19 protein-coding genes and 3 pseudogenes are annotated in these 22,062 nt (G+C 68.5%); 7 read left to right on the top strand and 15 right to left on the bottom strand.

The features are described 5' to 3' along the window. Nucleotides 1-491 precede the first annotated feature (491 nt). The 11 genes from ACWD68_RS01475 to ACWD68_RS01525 all read right to left on the bottom strand — a co-directional run bounded on the left by ACWD68_RS01475 (nucleotide 492) and on the right by ACWD68_RS01525 (nucleotide 12,431). A complete protein-coding gene (locus tag ACWD68_RS01475) occupies nucleotides 492-1,013 on the bottom strand; it encodes a hypothetical protein (protein WP_451804429.1) in 522 nt (173 codons plus the stop codon). A 115-nt stretch (nucleotides 1,014-1,128) separates the two neighbouring features. After that, nucleotides 1,129-1,941, bottom strand: a complete 813-nt coding sequence (locus ACWD68_RS01480; protein ID WP_451804430.1) for a TauD/TfdA dioxygenase family protein — start codon at nucleotides 1,939-1,941, stop codon at nucleotides 1,129-1,131. A 359-nt stretch (nucleotides 1,942-2,300) separates the two neighbouring features. Continuing rightward, nucleotides 2,301-3,290 carry a 2-hydroxyacid dehydrogenase gene (locus ACWD68_RS01485; RefSeq protein ID WP_451804431.1) on the bottom strand — a complete coding sequence of 330 codons (990 nt, stop codon included), beginning with the start codon at nucleotides 3,288-3,290 and terminating at the stop codon, nucleotides 2,301-2,303. Continuing rightward, on the bottom strand, nucleotides 3,287-3,823 hold the full coding sequence (locus ACWD68_RS01490; RefSeq protein ID WP_451804432.1) for a flavin reductase family protein: 537 nt from the start codon (nucleotides 3,821-3,823) through the stop codon (nucleotides 3,287-3,289). The genes ACWD68_RS01485 and ACWD68_RS01490 overlap by 4 nt, the downstream gene beginning before the upstream one ends. Beyond that, nucleotides 3,820-5,121, bottom strand: a complete 1,302-nt coding sequence (locus ACWD68_RS01495; RefSeq protein ID WP_451804433.1) for an MFS transporter — start codon at nucleotides 5,119-5,121, stop codon at nucleotides 3,820-3,822. The genes ACWD68_RS01490 and ACWD68_RS01495 overlap by 4 nt, the downstream gene beginning before the upstream one ends. After that, a complete protein-coding gene (locus tag ACWD68_RS01500) occupies nucleotides 5,121-6,212 on the bottom strand; it encodes an LLM class flavin-dependent oxidoreductase (RefSeq protein WP_451804434.1) in 1,092 nt (363 codons plus the stop codon). Before ACWD68_RS01500 ends, ACWD68_RS01495 begins: the two co-directional genes overlap by 1 nt. Beyond that, nucleotides 6,209-7,492, bottom strand: coding sequence for an ATP-grasp domain-containing protein (locus ACWD68_RS01505; protein WP_451804435.1), 1,284 nt, complete (start codon nucleotides 7,490-7,492; stop codon nucleotides 6,209-6,211). The genes ACWD68_RS01500 and ACWD68_RS01505 overlap by 4 nt, the downstream gene beginning before the upstream one ends. Continuing rightward, on the bottom strand, nucleotides 7,485-8,762 hold the full coding sequence (locus tag ACWD68_RS01510; RefSeq protein ID WP_451804436.1) for an ATP-grasp domain-containing protein: 1,278 nt from the start codon (nucleotides 8,760-8,762) through the stop codon (nucleotides 7,485-7,487). Before ACWD68_RS01510 ends, ACWD68_RS01505 begins: the two co-directional genes overlap by 8 nt. A gap of 1 nt (nucleotide 8,763) precedes the next feature. Further along, complete coding sequence (locus ACWD68_RS01515; RefSeq protein ID WP_451804437.1) at nucleotides 8,764-9,465, bottom strand: hypothetical protein; 702 nt, start codon at nucleotides 9,463-9,465, stop codon at nucleotides 8,764-8,766. Between the two features lie 764 nt (nucleotides 9,466-10,229). Further along, nucleotides 10,230-11,579: a helix-turn-helix domain-containing protein gene (locus ACWD68_RS01520; protein WP_451804438.1), complete on the bottom strand. Its 1,350-nt coding sequence runs from the start codon at nucleotides 11,577-11,579 to the stop codon at nucleotides 10,230-10,232. A gap of 333 nt (nucleotides 11,580-11,912) precedes the next feature. Next, nucleotides 11,913-12,431, bottom strand: a complete 519-nt coding sequence (locus ACWD68_RS01525) for an AAA family ATPase (protein WP_451804439.1) — start codon at nucleotides 12,429-12,431, stop codon at nucleotides 11,913-11,915. A 316-nt stretch (nucleotides 12,432-12,747) separates the two neighbouring features. Here ACWD68_RS01525 and ACWD68_RS01530 point away from each other — a divergent pair, with 316 nt between their 5' ends. After that, nucleotides 12,748-13,290 carry a GNAT family N-acetyltransferase gene (locus ACWD68_RS01530; RefSeq protein ID WP_451804673.1) on the top strand — a complete coding sequence of 181 codons (543 nt, stop codon included), beginning with the start codon at nucleotides 12,748-12,750 and terminating at the stop codon, nucleotides 13,288-13,290. Here the strand turns inward: ACWD68_RS01530 and ACWD68_RS01535 are convergent. After that, nucleotides 13,274-13,547 (bottom strand): annotated as a pseudogene (locus ACWD68_RS01535) (IS5 family transposase); the annotation flags it as partial. The gene ACWD68_RS01530 and the pseudogene ACWD68_RS01535 overlap by 17 nt on opposite strands. A 344-nt stretch (nucleotides 13,548-13,891) precedes the next feature. Between ACWD68_RS01535 and ACWD68_RS01540 the strand changes: the two are divergent. Then, nucleotides 13,892-15,133: an IS110 family transposase gene (locus ACWD68_RS01540; RefSeq protein ID WP_451804440.1), complete on the top strand. Its 1,242-nt coding sequence runs from the start codon at nucleotides 13,892-13,894 to the stop codon at nucleotides 15,131-15,133. Nucleotides 15,134-15,561: 428 nt separating this feature from the next. Here the strand turns inward: ACWD68_RS01540 and ACWD68_RS01545 are convergent, their stop codons facing one another. Next, the gene (locus ACWD68_RS01545; protein ID WP_451804441.1) at nucleotides 15,562-15,801 is read right to left on the bottom strand and encodes a hypothetical protein; all 240 of its coding nucleotides are present in this window, start codon (nucleotides 15,799-15,801) and stop codon (nucleotides 15,562-15,564) included. Between the two features lie 189 nt (nucleotides 15,802-15,990). Here ACWD68_RS01545 and ACWD68_RS01550 point away from each other — a divergent pair, with 189 nt between their 5' ends. After that, on the top strand, nucleotides 15,991-17,493 hold the full coding sequence (locus ACWD68_RS01550) for an MFS transporter (RefSeq protein ID WP_451804442.1): 1,503 nt from the start codon (nucleotides 15,991-15,993) through the stop codon (nucleotides 17,491-17,493). 180 nt (nucleotides 17,494-17,673) lie between these two features. On the opposite strand, the gene ACWD68_RS01555 is transcribed toward ACWD68_RS01550, so the two are convergent. Then, nucleotides 17,674-18,894 carry an MFS transporter gene (locus ACWD68_RS01555; RefSeq protein ID WP_451804443.1) on the bottom strand — a complete coding sequence of 407 codons (1,221 nt, stop codon included), beginning with the start codon at nucleotides 18,892-18,894 and terminating at the stop codon, nucleotides 17,674-17,676. Nucleotides 18,895-18,962: 68 nt separating this feature from the next. Between ACWD68_RS01555 and ACWD68_RS01560 the strand changes: the two genes are divergently transcribed. Next, on the top strand, nucleotides 18,963-19,358 hold the full coding sequence (locus tag ACWD68_RS01560) for a MerR family transcriptional regulator (RefSeq protein ID WP_451804444.1): 396 nt from the start codon (nucleotides 18,963-18,965) through the stop codon (nucleotides 19,356-19,358). Nucleotides 19,359-19,603: 245 nt separating this feature from the next. On the opposite strand, the gene ACWD68_RS01565 is transcribed toward ACWD68_RS01560, so the two are convergent. Then, nucleotides 19,604-20,776, bottom strand: a complete 1,173-nt coding sequence (locus ACWD68_RS01565) for an LLM class flavin-dependent oxidoreductase (RefSeq protein WP_451804445.1) — start codon at nucleotides 20,774-20,776, stop codon at nucleotides 19,604-19,606. A 347-nt stretch (nucleotides 20,777-21,123) separates the two neighbouring features. Between ACWD68_RS01565 and ACWD68_RS01570 the strand changes: the two genes are divergently transcribed. The 3 genes and pseudogenes from ACWD68_RS01570 to ACWD68_RS01580 all read left to right on the top strand — a co-directional run. Then, on the top strand, nucleotides 21,124-21,711 hold the full coding sequence (locus ACWD68_RS01570) for a hypothetical protein (protein ID WP_451804446.1): 588 nt from the start codon (nucleotides 21,124-21,126) through the stop codon (nucleotides 21,709-21,711). A gap of 53 nt (nucleotides 21,712-21,764) precedes the next feature. Continuing rightward, a pseudogene (locus tag ACWD68_RS01575) lies at nucleotides 21,765-21,881 on the top strand (transposase); the annotation flags it as partial. Between the two features lie 7 nt (nucleotides 21,882-21,888). Then, a pseudogene (locus ACWD68_RS01580) lies at nucleotides 21,889-22,038 on the top strand (DUF6228 family protein); the annotation flags it as partial. Nucleotides 22,039-22,062 lie beyond the last annotated feature (24 nt).

A 22,062-nucleotide genomic window follows, 5' to 3' on the forward strand; every position in this document is an offset into this window, starting at 1 on the left:
ATTTCCGCACGCCACCACGATCGGCCGCAGGTGCACGTCGAGTCACACGTCCAGTTGCGCGCGGATCAGCGTGTCGAGTCGCCGCCATGCCGGGGGTGAGGCGTCGACCGTGCCCTGGATGAGGGCGGGAATCTCGGAGGCTGGATCCAGCCCGGGAAGATTCGATGCCGCGACGGACGATGCGGGGCACGATTTGCCGTCGCCAGCACACGCCGGAGCACCAGCCCATCAGCAACAACCACCACCGCACGGCACGCACGGCAGAGCCGGGTGCGGGAGCCGCCGCAGGTGGAGGGGTCAGGAAGCTCGGCTCGCCTGGCGGCTGCACGCCACGTACCGGGTGGACTACCGCGAGCGCCACGCGGTCGAGTGCGGATTCGATCGCCTCAAGAGGCACTGCGCCGTCGCCACGGGATACGCCAAGCCGGCGGTCCTCTACGAAGCGACCGTCCTCGTCGCTGCCATCAACGATTGGCCTTGACCCACAGCCGTCATCCAGCGGGATCCACGTTCCACGCCTCAGGCAGATCGCTGCCGCAGAAGACGCAGACGTAGTCGTCCTCGCGCACGATGTTGTGCTCCTGGCAGTCAGGGCACCGCCGGAACACCACCTCGTGGGTGAAGCCGGACGGCCGCCCGAGCTCTACGTCGTCCAGAGCACGAGCGACATCCGGCCAGGAGCTGACGTCCGGGCAGTACCCGGTGGAGTGGTTACTGACGTCGCCCACGGCCCACCTGGCTGCCTCGCGCATGAAGCTGATCTCGCCGGCGCTCAGAACCATTGCTCCCGCCGCACAGGCAACGTGCTCGCTTCGCCGCGGCGCCAGCCGAAGCACACCGTCCGTGCCGACCACGAAGGTGAACGGCTCTGCCAGCTCCGCCGTCGATCGCTCAGCGGCCCAGCTTCCGAAGTCAGCCGCCGAGCCGATCCGGCACCCGCCGCCGCCAGGCCGGACCGCAGCCTTCAGCTCGGCCGGTCCGACATATCGGTAAATCCGCCCCCGCACGCTCATGCGGCCAACCTAAAACACTTCCGGCACCGCCAACCGCCAGCCGCCAGAATGGGATCCGATGTGAAGTGCTCGCGCCCGCCGCCCCAGGCGGGCGCGGGCACTCCCCGGAACCTGGTCAGGCCGCGGGCTGCCGCACTGGCTCCACTCCGATGACCTTGCGGTAGGCGCGGGCGCCGTCGCCGTAGTCGTCCACCGCGTAGTGCCAGGTCGCCCGGTTGTCCCAGAGCACGAAGTCTCCCGGGTTCCAGCCGAAGCGGATCGTGTAGTCGGGCGACGACGCGTGCCGCAGCAGGTGCTCGAGGAGCACCTTCCCTTCCGCCGTCGTGAGGCCGGTCAGGCCGATGGCCGACGTACTGATGAACAGACCCTTCCGGCCCGTCTCGGGGTGCTCGAAGACGACCGGATGCTCGACGGTCTCCCCCACCGAGGTCCTCTTGCTGCCTTGGGCGTAGTTCTCCGCGTTCCCGTCGTAAACCGCGCCGACCGATTCGAGCAGCACCTTGAACGGCTCGGACAAGTCGTCGTACGCGGCCTGAAGATCGGCCCAGAGAGTGTGGCCGCCCAGCTCGGGCACCACTTCGTACGTCAGCGACTCGATCGCGAAGACGGGCTGGCGCCACAGACCGCCGATGTGCCAGGTACTGGCCTTGCCCGTCTTCTGAACGTTGTAGGGGTAGACCAGCGGATGGGCGGGGTCCTTCGCGGCGGTCGGGTAGTCGAACGGTTCCGCGAAGACACCTACCGCCTCGACCTGCTGAGCTGGAGTCAGGTGCTGGTCGCGGAAGACCAGCACCTTGTGGTCGCGGAACGCGCGGCGCAGCTCCTCGGCGGTTCGGTCGTCGACCCCTGCTTTCAGATCGATGCCGGTCACCTCCGCACCGAACCGCGGTCCCGCCAGTCGGATCTCGTAGCTCGCGACAGTGCTCATGGCTCTCCCTCTGTGTGCTGCCGTTGCGGGTGTAACACGCTGGGGCCGTCTCCACCTGGAACAGGTGAAGACGACGTCAGACGCGACAACAGGTCGACGCGTCGACGCGCGCCAGATCCACGTACAACCTGCGACACAGCAGCACTGGGATGCTCACCCCACCATGTCTACCAGGCAGGCCCGAGACAGTTCATTGCGGCTACATGAATCTTCCGGGCAAGCGTCCAAGGAGGAGGAGCTGGTCATCATCCGTGCTCAAGCACTCTGATTCCACCGTCGATGTCACAAGCGTGAAGCGTGAGTTGGGCCCCGGCCCGGCTCAGGACGGTTCCCGATCGAACCCGGACGGTCGAAGCCGGTCACAGGGGTACGGCGTACGGCGGAACCTCACCGCGTTGCACGGCCAGCAGGTTCTCCACCGCCATCTCGGCCATCCGGGCCATCGCCTGCGTGCTGTGAAAGCCGCTGTGGGGTGTGACGAGGAGCCGGGTCGGGGCGAAGGCGAGCAGGCCGTGAGGGTCGTCGGAGGGTGACGGGGTGGGCTCGGTGTAGTAGCCGTCAATGGATGCGCCCGCGATCGTGCCATCGGCCAGGGCGGACCGCAGTGCGGCCGGATCGACCAGTGCGGCGCGCGAACAGTTGACGAGGTAGCCGGAGGGACCCAGCGCGCCCAGGTCTTCGGCGGTGATGACGCCGTCGTTCACGCCGGGTTCGTGGGCGAAGTTGACGCTCACCACGTCGGCGGCGTGGAAGAGGTCGGTGAGGGACGCGACCGCCTTGTAGGGCAGTGCCGCCAGCTCGGGTCGGGACGTACGGTTCCAGTAGAGGATCTCCGTGCCGAAGGCGGCGTGGGCCATTCGGGCCAGCTCACGGCCGATGTGGCCCATGCCCGCGATACCCAGGCGGGCACCGGCCAGGGAGGGGGTGGGCCGCTCGCTCCACTGGCCCGCAGCGACCTCGGTGGCGGTGCGGGTGACGGCCCGGAGGAGGTCGAGGATGTGGGCGAGGGACATCTCGGCCACGGCGACGGCGTTCGCGTGCGGAGTGTTGGCGAAGCGGGTGGGCGAGGGGCCTGCGGGCAGTTCCATGAAGGAGCCGTAGCCGGTGCCGAGGAAGCAGGCGACGGCCAGGTCCGGCAGCCGGTCCCAGGCTTTGGCGGAGAGCTGCTCGCTGCCGCCGAGGACGTATCCCCAGGCGCCGTCGAGGGCCTGGATCACCCCCTCCTCGTCGAGGTCGCCGGGGGCCGTGGTGACCTCGAAGCCGGCGGCCTGCAGCACGCGGACCGAGGGCTCGGGGAAGGGGGCGCCGGTGAGGACGATCCGGCGCCCGCCTCGGGCGGGTGTGTTCATTGCTGGGGATCTCCCGTGGTGACGAAGGCTCTGCGGTACCAGACGAGTGGCGGCTCGGCGTGCTTGCGGGTGACGAAACCGGTCAGCCGACCGATGACGAGGTGGTGGTCACCGGCGGGCACGCTGTTCACGGTGGTGCAGCGGTAGGCCGCGTTGGTCCCCGCGAGCAACGGCGGGCCGTCCTGGGAACCGGGCCAGGGGCCGAACGCGTGGGCGCCGGTGTCGTCGAAGCGGTCGGCGCCGTGCCGGGCGAAGAGGGCGGCGAGATCGCGGTGGCGCTCCCCCAGGACGTTGACGGCGAACTCGCGGGAGCCGGTCAGGGCGTCCAGACAGCTGGAGCGGTCGTCCACACCGACCAGCAGCAGCGGCGGGTCGAGGGAGACGGAGACTACGGAGCCCGCGGTGAAGCCCCAGCGGCGTTCGTGGTCGTCGATGGTGGTGACGATGGACACGGCCGTGGGCAGATGGGACATGGCCTCGCGGAACGTGTCCGCGTCCAGCGGTGCCGACGGGCGGCGGACCGGGGCGCTCATGCCTGCCCTCCCGTCACGGCCGTGGTCGTGGCTGCCGCCGACTCCGGCTCCGGCTCCGCACCGATCGGTGGGTCTGCCAGGGGTCGTTGGAAGCCACGGATGGTGAGCGGCAGGAACACCAGGCCGAACAGCGCCAGAGGCAACGTCAGTACGGCAGTGAGTCGCTGGGGTTTGATCGCGTCAGCGGTGACCGCGACGAGGGCTCCGGCGAGCGGGAAGGACAGGTCGTTGATGATGAAGAACGAGCCCGTGACCTTGCCCAGGTGTTCCCGGGGGATGGCCTTCACCCGCTGGGTGCGGTTGTAGACGTTGAAGTACGCGGCGGCGACCCACATCCCCACGAACGCCACCGCGTAGACGGCGAGGGAGGACGCGAACCCGAGCAGCAGCAGCGCGCCGCACAGCCCGGTGAAGCCGATCACGCCCAGCACACTGAGCTGGAACCGCCGCAGCAGCAACGGGATGAGAAGGAGGTTGACCAGGCCCATGGCACCGACACAGGTGTTCAGTAGGGCGAAGGTCGAGTCGGGGGCGTCGAACACACCGGTGACGACGGCCACGTTCGTGGCCAGGGCCACCGAAGCCACCAGGTTGATCAGGAAGTTGAAGCCCGCGAGCGTCAGCACCGGTCGGTTGCCGACCAGCAGCCGCCAGCCTTGCCGTATCTCGGACACGGAGTCTCGCAGCGCGCCGGAGCTCTCGGCAGCCGCCCGCAAGATCGGCTCGGGACGGTGCCGGGGCAGCGGCAGCCAGCAGGCCGCCGCTGCGGCGAACATGGCGCCGGCCAGGCCCAGTAGCCCCACCTTGCCCAGGACGAGGACGGCGACCACCGCCAGGCCTGGACCGAGGGCCATGGCGAGCAGTTCCATGTTCTGCACCAGGGACTGCGTCTTCACCAGGTTCTCGCCCTCGGTGATCTGCGGGACGACCTTCTCCACGGACATGTGGACGCCAGCCATCAGCGTGGAGAGCAGTGCGCCGTTGACCAGGAGCACCGGCGTGGACCAGCCCGGCAGGGTCAGGCAGAGCATCGCCGCGAGGCCGAGCAGCGCGGCCCGGGCGAGGTTGGCGCGGGAGAACAGCCGGACCCCGCCGTCGCGGTCGGCGAGTACTCCGGCGAAGGGGTAGGCCACCAGGTTGGGCAGCCATTCCAGCGCGTAGGCCAGGCCCAGCGCGGCGACCCCGCCGGTCTCGCGGTAGATGATCAGGGGTACGGCGAACAGCACGATCTGCTGGGCCATGAGCCCGATCAGCACACCGCCCGAGAAGAGCGAGCGCCGGGCCCGTTCGCCTGCCATCAGGCCCTCTGCCGTTCGGACACGGACCGGGTCGGCTCCCGCTGTTCGAGCGCGCGCACCAGGGGCAGGACGCGGGTGAAGAAGCGCCGCATCTCGTCGCGGGCGGGCCAACCGGAGAGGATGAACTCGCCGACACCGGCGGCCTTGTACGCGACAAGTGCCTCGGCGATCTCCTCGTAGCTTCCGGTCAGGCACAGGGCCGGGCCGCCGCGGTAGGCGACGACGCCCGAGTACAGCACCGGGTCGAGCCAGCCGTGGCCGGCCTCCTCGGCGAGGCGGAAGGAGTTCTTCACGGCCTGGGAGTCGCCCTGTTCCACGAACTCGGCGACCCACTCGCGGTGCCTCTCATCGCCGCCGGCGACGACCGCAGCCAGGTCCGCCAGGGCTTCCTCGCGGGTCTCGCGGGCCAGCACCTGCAAGCGCAGGCCGACCCGGCAGCCCTGTGCGAGGACGGGCCCGGCGGACTTCGCGATCGCCTCGGGGACGTCGGCGTACCGGAACCAGCAGTCCCCGTATCTGACGGCGTTGGCCTGGGCGACGGCCGAGGCGCCGCTGACGTAGATCTCGGGACGGCCGTCGCCGTGGTATCCCAGGCCCAACTGGGCCTGCTTCACCCGGTAATGGGCGCCTTCGTAGTCGAAGGGGGTGGCCGGGTCCCGCCAGAAGCGGTGGGCGATCTCCAGGAACTCGGCGGCGCGGGCGTAGCGGTCGTCGTGCGGCAGGAAGTCCCCGTAGTAGGCCTGTTCGGCCGGGGAGATGCCGGCGATCATGTTGAGCGAGACGCGGCCGCCGGACATCCAGGACAGGGTGTTGACGACCTGGGTGAAGAGGGTCGGCGAGAGCAGACCGGGCCGGTAGGCCAGAATGAACTTCAGCCGCTGTGTCTCGCGCATGAAGGTCCCGATGATGGGCAGCGGGTCCGGCAGATCGAAGCTCTGCGCCATCAGCAGGGAGTCGACACCGAGTTCGTCGGCCTCCTGGGTGAAGTCGATGGCGCCGTCGAGATCGAGGACGTCGGACGCGTATTTCTGGGCGGTCTTCTCCTGGCCGTCGTCCAGCGCGGAGCCCCAGTGGAAGCGCAGCTCGCTCACGCGACGACCTCCGCTGCGGCGGGTTCGGCCACCAATCGGTAGTGGACGATGGCCTCTTGGACGGCCCGGCGCACCGCGGCCTGGCCGGTGCCGCGCAGCAGGAAGCGGCCGCCGGCGTGGTCGTAGCCGCCTTCCCCGTCGAATACGTGGCCGATCTCGGGCAGTGCCTCGGCGTACACCTCGGGGACCGCCTCGACCAGGGAGTCGCGGAGGGTGACCCGGGCGGGCACGGGCCGGGGTTCGGGGAAGACCAGCCAGCCGCCGGAGGCCTCGATGCCACGCAGTTCGGCCTCGTCGGTGAGCGGTGGCAGGCCGATCGTGGTGCGGACGGCCTCGCAGTACAGATCGATGCCGAACAGGTCGCGGTGGAGGAAGGGCACGCCGGCTCCGCCGGGGCGTAAGCCCACCTCGAGGAACACGGGCTCGCCGGTCTCGGTGAGGATCAGCTCCAGGTGGAAGGGGCCGTCCCACAGTTCCAGGGCGTCCAGGCAGTCGGCGGCGAAGCCGGTGAGCTGCTCGTGGAGGGAGCCGCGGTCGAGGAGGACGGAGCCGAGAGGGGTGCCGCCGTTGAAGTCCAGGCAGGTGTTCACGTACTCCGAGACGGTGACGAAGTGGAAGCGGCCGCCCCAGCGGATGCCGTCCACGTGGTGGATCCGGCCCTCGACGTACTCCTCGGCTTCGTACCCCTGGAGGGCCTCGGGGCCGATGTCCCCCAGTGCCGCGGCGAGTTCCTCCTCGCCGCGGACCAGCCGGACCCCTCGGGATGCGGCGCCGTCGCGTGGCTTGAGGATCAGTGGCAGACCGGGAAGTCCCGCTGTGGGTGCCAGGACCGCGGCGGCGGTTGCCTCGGCGGTCAGCCCGAGGTAGCGGGGGGCGCGGATGCCCGCGTAGCCGATCCAGCGCTTCATGACGGTCTTGTCGCGGAAGCGGGTGACGTAGTCGGTGCCCCAGCCGGGGACGCCGAGGGCGGTGCGTAGTTCGGCGGCGGCGAGCAGGTCGAACTCGGAGACGCCGACGATGCCGGCGAGCGGTCCGTGCTCCTCGGCGATGCGCCGGGCGTGCGGCAACAGGGTGGCGTACTCCAGATCCGGTACGACGACGGTGTCCGCGGCCGTGTCACGGTCCAGCGGCGGCAGGCCGTCCTCGGTGGTGAGGTAGGCCAGCCGGTGGGTGCCGTCCGGTACGAAGCGGTGGTACTCGCCGAACTCGTCGTCGTACCGGTTGATGACCAGGAGCAGCGGCAGGGAATCGGGCGCGGGCAGGGATGCGGCGTTACTCAAAGCTCACTCCACGATCGATGAGATGCCCGAACTCGACGGCGTCGGCGTACGAGTCGGCGCTGTAGACGGCGTGCCCGATCCGGCAGCGGAAGTCGTGCTCGGGCGGAATCGGCTCGCCCGGCGCCAGATACAACTCGACGTCGAGCACCTCGGGCCGAGCGCGCAGCTCCGCGAGGCCCGAGACGGTGCGGTAGCTCGAGCGGCCGGGCGCGGTGAAGAAGCGGATGCCGGCGTGCTTGGCGCGCGGTGCCTCCGCGGGGACGGCCGTTGCAGACCGGGCCGGTTCCAGCGGCAGACCCGCGTGTGCGGCAACCGCGAGGTGAGGCAGGGAGACGCCGGTCGCCAGCCGGACCAGGTCGGGTATGTGGTCGCCACCCATGCGTGCGCCGAGTTCAATGAGTACGGGCTCGCCGCCGGGCAGCCGCAGTTCGCAGTGGAACGGCCCGACCCGCACTCCGAGCGCGGCGACCACGTCGGTGACGTATGCCTCGACGGCGTCCCGCTCGGCGGTGCTCAGCCCGGCCTGGACAATGTGGCCCAGCTCCACGAAGTACGGTTCGGGCCCGAGGAGTTTACGGGTGACGGCCACGATGGCCACCTCGCCGGTGGCGCTCACGCAGCCCTCGACGGAGACCTCCGGGCCGTCGACGTACTCCTCCACCAGCACCCGGCCGTCAAGGCGGCGGCCCAGATCCGGGCTGGAGTCCGCGGCCAGGATGCGGTAGGCCCGGTGGAGTTCACCACGGGTGTCGGCGCGGCTGACGTGGACACTGCCGGCCGAGTCGGTGGGTTTGAGAACGCAGGGGAAGCCCACGTGATCGGCGGCGGCGTCGAGTTCGGCAGTGGACGACGCCGGGGCCCACCGCGGCACCCGGAGCCCGGCGGCGTCGGTCCGCTGCCGCATCGCGGTCTTGTCACGGACCTGCGCGACCGAGTCCTCCGCGAATCCGGCCAGACCGAGCCGGGCGGCGAGCCGGGCGGCGACGGGGACATAGAACTCGAAGCCCGGCAGAACACCGAGCAGGCCACCGTCCTCATGCAGGCGGATCGCGGCCCGCATGAGGGCGGACTCGTCGTTGGTGTCGACGACGACCAGGGTGTCGATGTCCTGCCGGACCGGGTCCGGCAGACGGCGGTCATCGGCGTCGAAGGACGCCACCACCGTCTGCAGCCCCAGGTCCCGGGCCGCGCTCAGCAGTGCCGTTCCGGACGAAACCGGCTCGATGACCAGCACCCGGCCGGGTCGCGCGTCGCGGAGGTCGGTCGTCATGTCAGACTCCGGCCGGCACTGCTTCGCGCGCCCCGACCGTGGACTCGTACAGTTCGCTGAAGTAGTCACCGATGAGGTCGATGAAGACGGTCAGGTACACCTCGGCCTGCTCGGGAGTGCTGAACTTCTCGACGGCGCGGGAGACCGTGCGGAACATCAGCTCGTCGTGGTCGTGGTCCTCGTCGAAGGCGAGGTGCGCACGGGTGCCGTGCACGTACTCCTTGCCGAACTCCTGCTCGGCCTTCGCGGTGATGACCGGGTTGTAGCGGTCGGAGTACCACTCCACGAACCAGTCCCAGATCGTGGTGGGCGCCGGACCGGACCGGTCGGCCTCCAGCCGCAGGTATCCCATGAGTTTGGCGGTGGAGGGGAAGACCGGAGTGGCGTTCAGCTCGTCGATGGTCAGACCGAACTTCCGCAGGTCCTTGGTGAACATGTTCTCGTGCCCGAACTCCTCGGCGAGGTAGCGGGCGAGCTTGGCGGCCAGGTTGTCGTCCTGGGAACCGACCTTGTAGAGGGCGTAGCTGTCGACCTCGTTGTTCAGGCGGATACGCAGAACCGTTTCGGTGATGTGCCGGACGTAGTAGTCACGGTCGATCCACTCCCCGCGGTGCAGCTCGCGGAGCTTGGGCACGCGATCGAACTGCTTCTCCAGGAGTTCCGCGGCCAGCGTTTCGAGACGCGCGCGATCAAGCTTGGACATGATGAATTGACAACCCTTCTTGACTGGACTTTCGCCGCGTTTCCGTCGGCGCCGCGAGAAGGAAGTCAGGCAGAGCGCACCCCTTGTTCGAAGGTGCGATACCTCCCCCGTCTTGCAATCACAGGCACATCAGGCCCGGTGATCTTGCCGTCACTGCGGCTTCGTTTCGACCGTACACAGCCCGTGAGCGACGAGTCAAGGAACTTCTCGACTCAACGAACGGCCTGGTGAGGACCCAGCAAGGGGTGCGTCCGGCCTGGGTTCGCAGCCTTGACACTCCACAAAGGAGCAGGTCAAGAAGCTCTTGAGGGGTTTCGTCACGAGCCTTATGTGAATTGCTCATGAAGCACAGGGCAACCGAGTTGACAGGAGATCTTGACCATACGATCGTCGCTGACGTTCAGCCGGGGCACGCCTGTGCCCGCACCGGGGGAGGACATGACGTGACTAGGACACAGGTCGGACAAGTGACGGCAACGTTCGTCATCGCCGTCCTGACGGCGGCTTTACCGCTAACGGGCACCATCCAGGCCGCTGCCGGAGTAACGGGCGCGACCATCATCGAGGCCAAAGCGGACGGCCCTGGTCCGTGCTGCAGGGCCATCGCAGAGGTCGTGCTCCTGGGGTGAGCTCCCCACCACGCCCCCGCCTGGACGAGGCCGGTGTGGGGCGTGGTGGCACGGCGGTGGGCCTGCCGCCCGTGGTCAGCAGCGCAGGTTTCCGTCCCGAGGCGGCGGGGAGTGCCAGATCGTCGGCCGCGGACTTCAGCGGGACGCTTCGCGGACTCCCTCGGCGGCCGGGGCCGGCAGCCGGGTCGGAGGCCTGACCCGGAGGCAGTCCGCCATACGGCGGTATGCCTCCAGGGCCTGGTCCGCGCCGATGTGACGGGCTTGCAGTTCGGCGACCTCACGCCACGCCTGGGCGGCCTCGAGCTGGGCCCCCAGTGACTGGAGTTCATCGGCGGCGGTCCGGCACTCCTCGATCCCGGCAGCGGTCCGGCCGTCCGACACCATCGCCAGGCCGAGCACCCAGCGAGCCCGGCCCGCCTCGACCGCCTTGCGAGTCTCCAGCCTGCCCAGAGCGCGCAGGGCGATGGCGACGGCATCCCCGGGGCGGCCCGACAGCACTGCCAGGCGGGCGAGTTCCGTCTCGCAGGCGGCCAGGTCACCGGTGTCCGACACCCGCCCGAACACCTCGTACGCCTGATTCAGCAAGGGGCCGGCCTGTTCCAGCTCCGGTGGTTCAGCTCGCAGCAGCAGCCAGGCGTAGGTCAGCCGCAGCCGGGCCAGACTGTGCTCCGAGTCGTCCTCGGCCATCAGGGCGAGGGCCTTCTCCACCAGCTCCAAGGAGAGTGCGAGATCGCCGCGGGCCTCGGCGACCAACGCCGCGTTCCAGTACGCGGAGCCGCGTGCTCGGCGCGAGCCGTTGCGCTCAGCCCGCTCGATCACCCGGGAGACCAGCCGCTGCGCGGTCGTCAGGTCACCGCGGCCCCAGTAGCCGGCGACCAGCGTGGAGGCGAGCCGGATCTCGTCGTCGGTGCCCTCTAGGCCCAGCTGACGCACCTCCTCCAGAGCCTGTTCACCCAGTTCGATGCTCCGGCCGAAGTCGCCGGCCTCGCTGAGGATCCGACATCGCTGCATGAGCAGCGGCAGCAGTCCGACCGGCAGTGCCTCCCCCCGCCGGGCGGCGTCGATCAGCCTCTCGACCCCGTCCAGGGTCCGGTCGGTCTCGCCCAGAGCCTCGTACGCCCGGGTCAGTGCCCACAGGGTCTCCCAGCGCAGTTCCGGGTCGCTCTCCTGAGCCAGGTCGAGCAGCCGATCCCTGGCCTCAACGGCAGCGCCGTTGGCGAGCGCCAGCTCGGCGAAGCGCAGTCGGAGTCGACGTTCGTTGAGCTCGGCGCGGTCCCGGCCGGTCAGCAGATACTCCACGGACGTGCCTAGGCGTTCGGCCAGCAGCTCGACCACCGGCGGCTCCGGGGTGCGGCGGTCGGTTTCGATCAACGACACATAACTGGCGGAGACTGCGCCTCCGGCCAGATCGGTCTGGCTCAGGCCCCGCTCGCGCCGCAACGCGCGCAGGCGCTGCCCCAGAGTGCTGGCAGGCGTGGTCACCATGGCCCCTTCCACCGACAATCAGGCGTGTTGGGACAGATTAGTGGGTCATGCCTTTGAGTCAAATTGCGCGTATACCAGCCAGGACGCAAGAGCCACTTGTAACGATCGGCTTCGTTGCCCGGTACTCGGCCCCCTCCACCAAGCCGCTCCTGGATCACAGGCACTCAAGACCGGCCCGACCGCGCAAGGCGATCCGCCCGCAAGGCCAGAGGCCCCGCGTGCTCCACAGGGTCACGGTCCGTTGCACGGTCCTTCCGCAGTGAGCGGGAACCCGTCCCTGGAGGGGTGCGCGCACCATCTCCGGTCGGGCCGGCCGTCCGACGGCGCACCAGATCAGAGAGAAGCCAGCCAGGCCACAGTGTCCTTGGGGTGGCCGAGGTGGACGGTGTCGAGAGGGGCGAAGCGGTGATCGCTGACACGGCGCGCGACCTCGCGACGGCGGGGTCCGTGCTGGGACCAAGCCCACCAGGCCGGGTGTTCCCGGCTCAGCCAGGCCTTCCAGCCTTCGCTGTTGCCGCCGAAGAGGACCTCGCGTGTGACCGTGCGCCTCCAGGACCGACGCAGAACGCGTGGCATGATCACGCGTTTGGGGTAGTCCAGCCAGATCACGGTGTCGGCCCGCTGCCACAACAGGTCACGGACCTCCGGATAGCCGAGAGAGTCGATGATCCAGCGAGGCTCGGCGGTGAGACCGGATACGTCTTCAACCAACCTGTCGTTGACGGCCCAGTTGGGGCCGTTGAAGTACAGGGCGTCCATCTCGTGGTACGGAAAGCCCAGGCGACTGCTCACGGCGCGGGCGAGCGTGGACTTTCCCGCACCGGTGACACCGACCACCAAGATCCGTTCCACGCACGCAACCTATCTTCTGTCCTGGGAGGAACTCCCGGGTTCGTTACCCATCATCACCGACTCACCAAATGCCACGGCCTTTGGGGCTGCTTGCAGGCCGACGGATGTGATCTCGATGAGGTCTTTCCCCAGCCGTCTTGAAGCGGCCCGCAGGCTCGCCCTCACCCTGGCACTGATCCCTCCGGTCACCCCCAAGGCCCGTACCTGGCTTCTGCACCCGGCGGTCCCGAGGACGACATGTGCCGTCTCCTGGGGCGCGTGTCGAAAGTGCCTGGTGAGGATGACGGAGAGCCCATTGGTGATCCAGAATGATGGGATGGTCAGGCTTGAGACTCCCCGTTTGATCCTGCGTCGCTGGCGCGAGGAAGACGTTGCGCCCATGGCTGCCGTCAATGCCGACCCCGAGGTCATGCGGTGGATCCGTGACGGCAGCGTCCGCGACGAACAGCAGACTCGCGGCGGGGTCCAGGCGTGGGAGAGCGAGTGGGAGTCACAGGGCTTCGGCCTGTTCGCCGTGGAGATCCGGTCCACTGGCGAGCTAGCCGGGTTCACCGGCCTTTCGGTGCCCGGCTTCTTGCCGGAGGTACTGCCGGCGGTTGAGGTCGGCTGGCGGCTGGGACGTTCCCACTGGGGGCAGGGCTTGGCCACCGAGGCCGCTGCGGCCGCCATACGGTTCGGGTTCGAAGAGCGAGGGCTGGAGCGGATCGTCAGCATCACTCAAGTGGGCAACGACGCCTCCGAACGGATCATGACCAAACTGGGGATGCATCCGGTCCTTGAGACCGTCAATCCCACCTGTGGTCGGCGAGTACGGGTGTTCGAGTTGTCGTCGGACAAGTACGTCACAACCACTCGTTGATGGCGGCAACGATGACGGCAGCCTCGTAGCGGACCGCGAGTCTGTCGTACCTGGTGGCCACGGCTCGATGTCTCTTGAGGCGATTGATGCCGCACTCGGCCGTGTGCCGGACGTTGTAGTCCTCTGGTTCGAACTTCGGTGGCCTACCACCGCTGGACCCGCGCTTCTTGCGGTCGCGGACCTGGTCGTCCTTGTCCAATGGTGCAGCGGATACCGCGACGCCGCAGGTAGGCGCGGTTCTTGCGGGACGCGTACGCCTAATAGGCGTTGAGGGCTGGGAGTTGGATCAGCTCTAGGCAGGGGCCGAGCGAGATGTCTTGCTGTATGCCGCGCTTTGAGTGCTTCGACAAGAGTGACGCGTGCGCGGCCCCTGCCGCTTGGGACTCGACCGCCGTAGCGTGCCGTGGTTCGAGCCGTTCCCAGGGCCACCTCTTGATCAGCCGGAGTCGTGGAGCTCTTCACGAGAGCGAGGACCCTGAGAACAGCTGGGGCCACGGACGGCTGATGGGGTGGTGCGCCGGCGAGCGCTTCTATTAGGTCGCCGAGTGGTCCTGCCGCGGCTCGACGCCGACGGACAGCGACGTATCGAAAAGAGGCGTGCATGCAGGTGACCTGCGGAATCGACTGGGCCGAAGACCATCATGACGTGGCGGTGGTTGACTCCGACGCTCGCCTGCTCGGCAAGCTCAGGGTCAGCGACGACGCGTCGGGCTTCCAGGACCTGCTGCGTCTGCTCGCCGAACACGGCGACACTCCCGACGATCCGATCCCGATCGCGATCGAGACCTCGCGCGGGCTCATGGTGGCCTGCCTGCGGGCCTCCGGGCGCCAGGTGTTCGCGATCAACCCAATGGCCGTGGCACGCTACCGGGACCGGCACGCCGTCTCCCGCAAGAAGTCCGACCACCAGGACGCCGTCGTGCTGGCGAACATCCTACGGACCGACGCAGAGCTTCACCGGCCTCTGCCGGGCGACTCTGAGCTGGTCAAGGCGATCGCCGTCCTCGCCAGAGCCCAGCAGGACGCGGTCTGGGACCGCACCCGAGCCCACAACCGCCTGCGCTCGCACCTGCGCGAGTACTACCCGGCAGTCCTTGAAGCGTTTGCCGACAAGCGCGAGAAGCTACTGGCACGAGAGGCTCGAGCGATCCTGGCGATCGCGCCCACACAGGCTAAAGCCGCCAAGCTCGCACGCAGCAAGCTCAAAGCCGCCGTCAAACAGGCCGGCCGCCAGCGCCGGATCGAGGCCGAGACCGACCGCCTGCTCGAAGTGTTCCGCCGGACCTGGCTTCGTCAGCCAGCTTTGGTGGAAACGGCGATGGGACACCAAACACTTGCCTTGCTCGCCCAGCTCGAAGCCGCCTGCAAGGCCTGCGATGACCTGGCGAGCGCCACCGAGGAGCTCTTCCTGCAGCACCCCGACGCGGAGATCATCACGAGCTTCCCAGGTCTCGCCGCGCTGACCGGCGCCCGGCTCCTCGCCGAAATCGGCGACGACCGCACACGGTTCGACACAGCCCGCGATCTGAAGGCTTACGCCGGAAGTGCCCCCGTGACGCGCGAGTCCGGCAAAAGCCGCCGCGTCAGCCACCGCCGGATCAAGAACAGCCGCCTAGCCTCAACCGGCCGGCACTGGGCTTTCGCCGCACTCACTGCCTCAACCGGCGCACACGACCACTACAACCGCCGAAGGGAGACCGGCGATCGCTACTACGCGGCTCTCCGAAACCTTTTCAACCGCATGCTCGGCCAGCTCCACCACTGCCTGACCACCCGCCAGAAGTTCAACGAGGCGATCGCATTCGCCCCACCAAAACCATCACCACTCGCCGCAGCCGCTTGACCCGATAGCTGCATGGGGTGTCTTGTCCGCCCGCACCCGTCGCCGGCGCACGCGGGGTCTGCCGCACCCCAGTCGGAGTACGTAGTAAGACCGCCGCTGGAGCGTGCTAGCCCGTGGTTGTCCGGCTCGCAGGCGACACCGCCAGGCGGTTCCTGTTGGAGCACGGCATCCGCTGGGGGCCACGGGCGGCACCGAGATCCGGATTCAGATCGACAGGCACATCTCGTTGTCCCGTCCCATCGTCACGGAGGACGGCATGCTCCGCCGATGTGTCAGGGCAGATGTCCGCCGGTGCGGACAGAGGAGAGTCGCACCATCCCCCCGGGGCTCGCGGCTCGCGTCCAGGCCGTCTTCGTCTTCGGCAACCCCCTGCGCCTCTCGGGCCGCACCATCGCCTCGGCAAGCTGCTCAACACTGCCGTTGAGGTGCTAGGTCAGGTGCGCGGCGCTGTTGCGGCCGTTGCCGCAGACCGGGTCGCCGGTGTTGCAGAACTCTTTGGCCTTGGGGCCGAACAGGCTAAAGGGGCCCGGTTCGCCGCCGAGCGGATCGGCCGAGGCTGAGTCGCCGACTGGCCTACCTGCCGACCCAACGACCCAACGAGAGCCCGCCGCCCGAAGCTTCCGGTTGAGCCAGGACCGGACGAGCTGGGGCAGCAGCATTGTGGTCACGCACATCCACCTCGCTCGATTCATGACATCAGCCGGCCCGCACCCCAGGGTGCGGTCCTGCCTCGAGGCCGGTGCGGTCCACCCTTGGCGTTGCTCAAGGCGTGGGGGCAGGGCCAGGCCTGACGACTACGACGCGCGCGGAAGGGCTCCTTCCACGCGTTGGGTGCGGTTGCTGCTTAGCGTGACCTCATGACCACAGTCCAGGCCCAGCCCACTTCCGACGACCGGCGGTGGAAAGCGCTCGCGGTCTGTCTGACGGCGGGCTTCATCTCGCTGCTCGACACCTCGATCGTGAACGTGGCGTTGCCCTCGATGGAGCATGGGCTGGCCGCCTCGGAGGCCGCCCAGTCCTGGGTGGTCTCCGGGTACGCCCTGGCCTTCGGGCTGGTACTCGTCCCGGCGGGCCGGCTGGGCGACATGCGCGGGCGGCGGCAGGCCTTCCTGCTCGGGCTGGCCGCGTTCACGCTGGCCTCGGCGGCGTGCGGTCTGGCTCCCAGTGCCTCCTGGCTGGTGCTGTTCCGGCTCATCCAGGGAGCGGCGGCGGGCGTGGTCGCCCCGCAGACCTCGGGGCTGATCCAGCAGATGTTCCAGGGTGCCGAGCGGGCCAAGGCTTTCGGCCTGCTCGGCAGCGTCATCGGGGTCTCGACGGCGCTGGGCCCACTGGCGGGCGGTCTGCTGATCAACGCCGTCGGCACCGACAGCGGCTGGCGCTGGGTGTTTTTCGTCAACCTGCCCATCGGGGTGGCCGCGTTCGCCGCGGGACTGCGATTGCTGCCCCGATTCCCGGCGTCAACGCGCAAGAAGGAGGAGTTCGACCTGTTCGGCGTGCTGCTCCTCGGCACCGCCGTGCTCGCGCTCATGCTGCCGCTGGTACAGGAGCAGCAGTGGACCGGGCGGCTGAAGTGGGCGCTGCTGCCGGTGGGCGCGCTGCTGCTGGCCGCATTCTGGGCGTGGGAGCGGCGCCAGGGGCAGCGCGGACAGGCTCCCCTGGTCGATCTGGACCTGTTCTCCCTGCGATCCTTCACGTTCGGCTCCCTGATCAGTCTCACGTACTTCGCGGGCTTCACCACCGTCTTCTTCGTCTACTCCCTGTTCCTGCAGAACACAGCCGGATACAGCGCGCTGGCGGCCGGCATCTCGGTACTGCCCTTCGCAGCCGCCTCGGCGGTCGGCGCCACCATCGGAGGCCGTCTGGTGATGCGCCACGGACGCATGCTGGTCGTCATCGGCCTCGGCGGAGTGGCGGTGGGGCTGCTCGGGGTGATCGTGGCGGTGCAACTCGTACCCCTGCAGAGTGTGGGGTGGGCCACGGCCTTGCCGATGGTCATCGGTGGGCTCGGCTCCGGCCTCACGGTCTCGCCCAACACGACACTCACGCTCACCCGCGTCCCGGTGCACCGTGCCGGTGCGGCCGGCGGAGTTCTGCAGACGGGGCAGCGCATCGGCTCGGCAGCCGGAATCGCCGTGGTGGGCGCGGTGTACTTCGCGCATCAGGCCAACCACGGGCACTCCGTTACAGCCATTCAGCTGGGGCTGCTCACCGCGGTCGGGTTCAGCATGATCGCACTGCTGCTGGCGGTTGCGGACCTGCGGGAACGCCATCTGCACCCCGAGCCGGAGCGGATCGTGGAGACCGTCCGGCGCGGTTCCGAGGACGGCGACGCCGACGAAATGGTGCGACGCGGCAGCTGAGGGGTCACCACATCCGGCGCGACTGCAGCCGCTCGGCAAACTTGGCGCCGCCCCGGTGTGCGCCGCCTCATCGGACGGCGCCGCCCCAATCTCTGCGCCCGCATGCGCAATCGGGCGGATCATTACAACGCTCGACCAGGCGGCGCCGACCTTCCATCGGGAGCAGCGCGTCGGCGTGTGTCATGGCGCGGTCCGAGTCGCGGGAAAGGCGTGGCGACGCACGATGGCGACGATGAGCAGGCTGGCTGCTCCGAGGGCCGCGGCCACGGTGGCTAAGACGGTTACGCCGATGTCTTGGAGTATGACGCCGCCGATGATCCCGCCGAACGCCATCGCGGCGTTCCACAGGGTGACGAGGATGGCCTGCGCGGTGTCGGCAACGGCCGGGCCGCGTCGCATACCGGCGTGTCCGGCAGCGGTCTGGAGCAGGGTAGGCATGCCGCCCCAGCCCAGGCCCCACACGACAGCGGCGACCCAGACGACCGGATGCGCAGTCGTGGCGGCGAATGCTGCGGTGGCGAGAGTGAACAGTGCTGTCCCAGTCAACGCCAGTGCCCGCAAGTGCTGGTCGATGCGGCGCCCGACGTACAAGATGCTGACCAGGCAAGCGACACCGAACGCGAGCAGGACCGCGTCGGTGGACGACCCGAGGCCGGCCTGCCGCAGGTAGGGCGCGATGTAGGCGTAGATGATCGTGTGGCCGAGCACGAAGGTCACGACCACGGTCATGATCGCTGCAACGCCAGGAACTTTCAGGGTCTGCCGGGTGGTCGCTTTCGTCGCGTTGACGGTCTCCGGCTGGTCCGTGGCGGGGACGGACCGGGCGATCCAGGCGATGACGGCGAGGGTGATCACCGATACGGCCGCGAACGCTGCTTGCCATCCCACGTGCTGCCCGACCAAGGTCCCGGCGGGCACGCCCAGGGACAGTGCCAAAGGAATCCCGGTCATCGCGATGGCGATGGCACGCCCTTCCAGCCCGGCCGGGGCGATACGTCGTGCGTAGCCCGCGAGGATCGCCCACGCAAGACCGGCGGCGACACCAGCGAGGAAGCGGGCGGCCAGGAGAGCGACGTATCCCGGTGCAGCGGCGGTGAGGGTGTTGGCGACCAGAAAGACCGTCATGGCGCTGAGCAGCAGGGGCTTGCGCGAAACAGCGGAAGTGGCTGCCGCCAGCGGGATGGCGGTCAGGGCGGTGCCGGCCGCGTAGACGGTGACGGCCTGGCCGGTAGCACCGGAACTCACGCCCAACGTCGAGGACATCTCTGGCAGGACTCCGGCGGGCAAGGTTTCGGTCAGGCTGGTGATGAAGACCGCGGTCCCCAACGCCAGCAACGCCGACCAAGGCAGCGCGGCTCGTCGCGCCTGGGATGGCGCCTGGGATGGTGTGGTGGTGGTCATGGCACGAATCCTCAAACCCTCACATAGATGTGAGGGTCAAGTGGGTGATCCGTGGCTAGGCTGACGGGATGCGAATCGGTGAGTTGTCGCGGCTGGCAGGAGCGTCGCGTCGACTGCTGCGCTACTACGAGGAGCAAGAGCTGATCATCCCGGACCGGGGCGCGAATGGATACCGGGAGTACGACGATCGGTATGTGGACCGGGTCAAGCAGATCCGTGGTTTGCTGGCGGCCGGGCTGCCGACTCGGATCATCAAGCAGATCTTGCCGTGCCTGGACAAGCCCCGATCGATCCATTTCCCGGATGCCACGCCGGAGATGTTGGCGCTGCTGACGGAAGAGCGGGACAAGCTCAATGCGCGTATCGAGGTGCTGATCCGCAACCGTGACTCGATGAGTGAATACCTGGCCGAGGTGGAACAGCACCGAGCCCCGACCCTCGACGATCAGCCCCGGAGCGCGTGAAGCCAATCCCTCAGCAGGGTGGCGACAGCGCGGGCTGTTCGAGGTGCACGTTGTGCCCACAACGGTCGAGGGCCGGGTTGGTGGCGTACGGATGGCACCGGGTAGTACCTCAGGAGCCGCCGTTGGGCGATCCATCCGACTGCGGCGTCTTGCTTTCCGGTGACGATCAGGCGTGCCCGTGACGCGAGTTCAGCGCAGCGGGAACATCGGCGTGCCTGCCCCGCGGTCGTCGGCGAACAGGCCCGTCATATCCGGTTCCCGTCCGAGTCGGCTGCTGCGCCGGTGGTCGGCCTCAACCGGGGCATGAGGTCGTGGATGATCCGTTCGGCATCGTCGGGCAGCACGGCAGGCCGCAACCGGACGCCGGAGAGGCCGAGACCATCGCGCGACCTGGTCAGCTCGTCCGCGAGTCGGTCCGCGGTTCCCACGAAGATGCTTGTGTCGGTCGACCACGGTGCGCCGGCAGTGTCGTTCAACCGTGCGAGCCGGTCTTGGGCATGGTCGTCAGTGTCCCCGAGCACGACCGCGATATCCGCGTAGATCAGGGTCGGGGTGGCGTCCGGGGTGAGTTCCTCGATCTGGTGATAGGCCGCCAGGAGCTCCGGCATCGGGTGATCAGGAGTCGGTGTGATGAACAGCCGGTCGGCCACAGCAGCGGCGAGCCGGTACGGCTCAAGGGCGTGATGGGCCAGGACGGCGACCGGCGGCGGGTTCCCGACGGGCACCGTCAAGGGACCGGCGGCCGGATACCGCGGCTCGCCCTTCAAGGTCACCGGCCGCACCTGTTCGGGCTGCCAGAACTCGTCCCCGCCGGCGAGGCTTTCCGCCGGGAAGGTCGCCCACAAGCGACGCACCGTGTGCACGTACTCTTCAGCGTCCTGGAACAGGTCGCGCAGCCGCCGTGCGATCCGGGTCGGGACATATACGTCTCCCGGCTCAAGGGCAGGTGTGGAAGTACCCCCGACCACGTTGGCGTCGCGGGCGTCCGCCGACACCTGCGGGCGCCACACCACCCGACCAGGTCCGATCGCTGCGAGGGTAGCCAGTTGCGCGGCCACATGAAACGGGTTGGAGTGCGTCACGTTCCGCGTGACGACGACCTCGGAGATATCGGTCATCGACAGCAGGAGCGCGGCGACCACCACCGAGTCCAGCCGCCCGCGAACCCGGTGGCCGGCGTCGTCGGCAGCGGTGCCGAACTGGTCGGTCCGAAGACTCAGGCCGTCCTCGAGCGTGACGAAGTCGAGGCCGCCCGACGCTGCTGCCCGGGCCCAGTCAACCCAGTAGTCGCTGGTGAAGAGTTCAGCCGGATCCACCACCGTCGAGTGCGACCATGACGCCGGGTGCCAGCCCACACCCTCCAGTGCGATGCCGACACAGAACGATCTGTCATCTGTCATGGCCCGATTCCAGAACATTGACACTAATGTGAAGGTCAACCGCACAGTCACCGCAGCCGGCGTCAACGACCTTCTGGCCCGCAATATCCGGGGGCGGTGCCGGACCCGCGCACGACCTGCTCCCAGAAGTCCAGCCCCGCGCGGGGGAGTTCGCGCACGGCCGCAGTCTCCTCGTTCGTCCAAGATCCACGACAGCGCCTACGTAAAGATCTTCGGTGGCGAACCTCTCGAACCAACCACGGGTGAGGGGGCTCATCCTGCTTGCGGTGATCGTCGTGTGGCGACTTCGAACGGTCGGCAGGCGTCCGGCGGCAGTACACGGGCACGGCGGGGCGGACTGAGAACTGCCAGGTGAGGGCTCGACCATGCTCCGGACACCTCGATCCGGGAAACCGGTCAGAGCCCAGCGCCAGGCCACAGCGTTGTCAGTTCTCGCCGCTATCGTTCGCCCATTCACGATCTTCAGGGAGGATGGCTCGATGGGTGCCAGCGGATGGGACTACGTCACCAGGTACGACGGCGATGCCGAGGCGGCCTTGGCGACTTTGCAGGCCAGGGTGTTCCAGGAGGAGTACAGCGACGACGCCCGATACCGAAGCCTGGAGGACCTGTACGAGGACGAGGAGTTCATGGGGACGGAGGGCACCCATACGATCCTCGACATCGACAGGGTTGTTGCCACGGATGCCCCGCCGACGCGGTCCGGTACCGCTGACTACGGCACCCTGCGCCCTCTGGCACTCAGCTGTGTGGTGCACCACTTTGGCACGGACCGCCCATCGGTCGAGCAGTACGAGGAGCTTGCTGTTGCTGCCAACGAGGCTGTGAACCATGAGGAGCGCGAGCGGAGCCTGCTCGGCGAGTGTCAGATGCGGTGGACCGGTTACTACATCGTCCTCTACTCCGGTGACAGGCCGACTCACCTGGGAATCTTCGGATCCTCAGGAGACTAGGACTGATCGGCGGAGCATGTGACTACCCCCTGGTGCGGATCGTTGGTGAGGTCATGGGGCGGGGTGATCCGACGGATGCCGAGTGGGAGCGGATCCGGCCGTTCCTGCCGGTCGGTAACGGGCGTTGTGGCCGGTGGCGGAACCACCGGCAGGTGATCGACGGGATCCTCAGCAAGCATCCGGCAACAGAGGCGCGGCCCCGGTGGCTGCGTCGGGCCGACCTGGGGCATCCACGACCGGGCTCCCTCCGAACAGTGGCGCTTCACGGTCACCACAATCCACGCGGCGGGTGAGGGCAGGCGCAACCTCGCCACTGAGATCCACCCACTGCTTCAGGGCCGGTCACGGCGC

It is taken from the genome of Streptomyces sp. NPDC005141 (assembly GCF_053599975.1).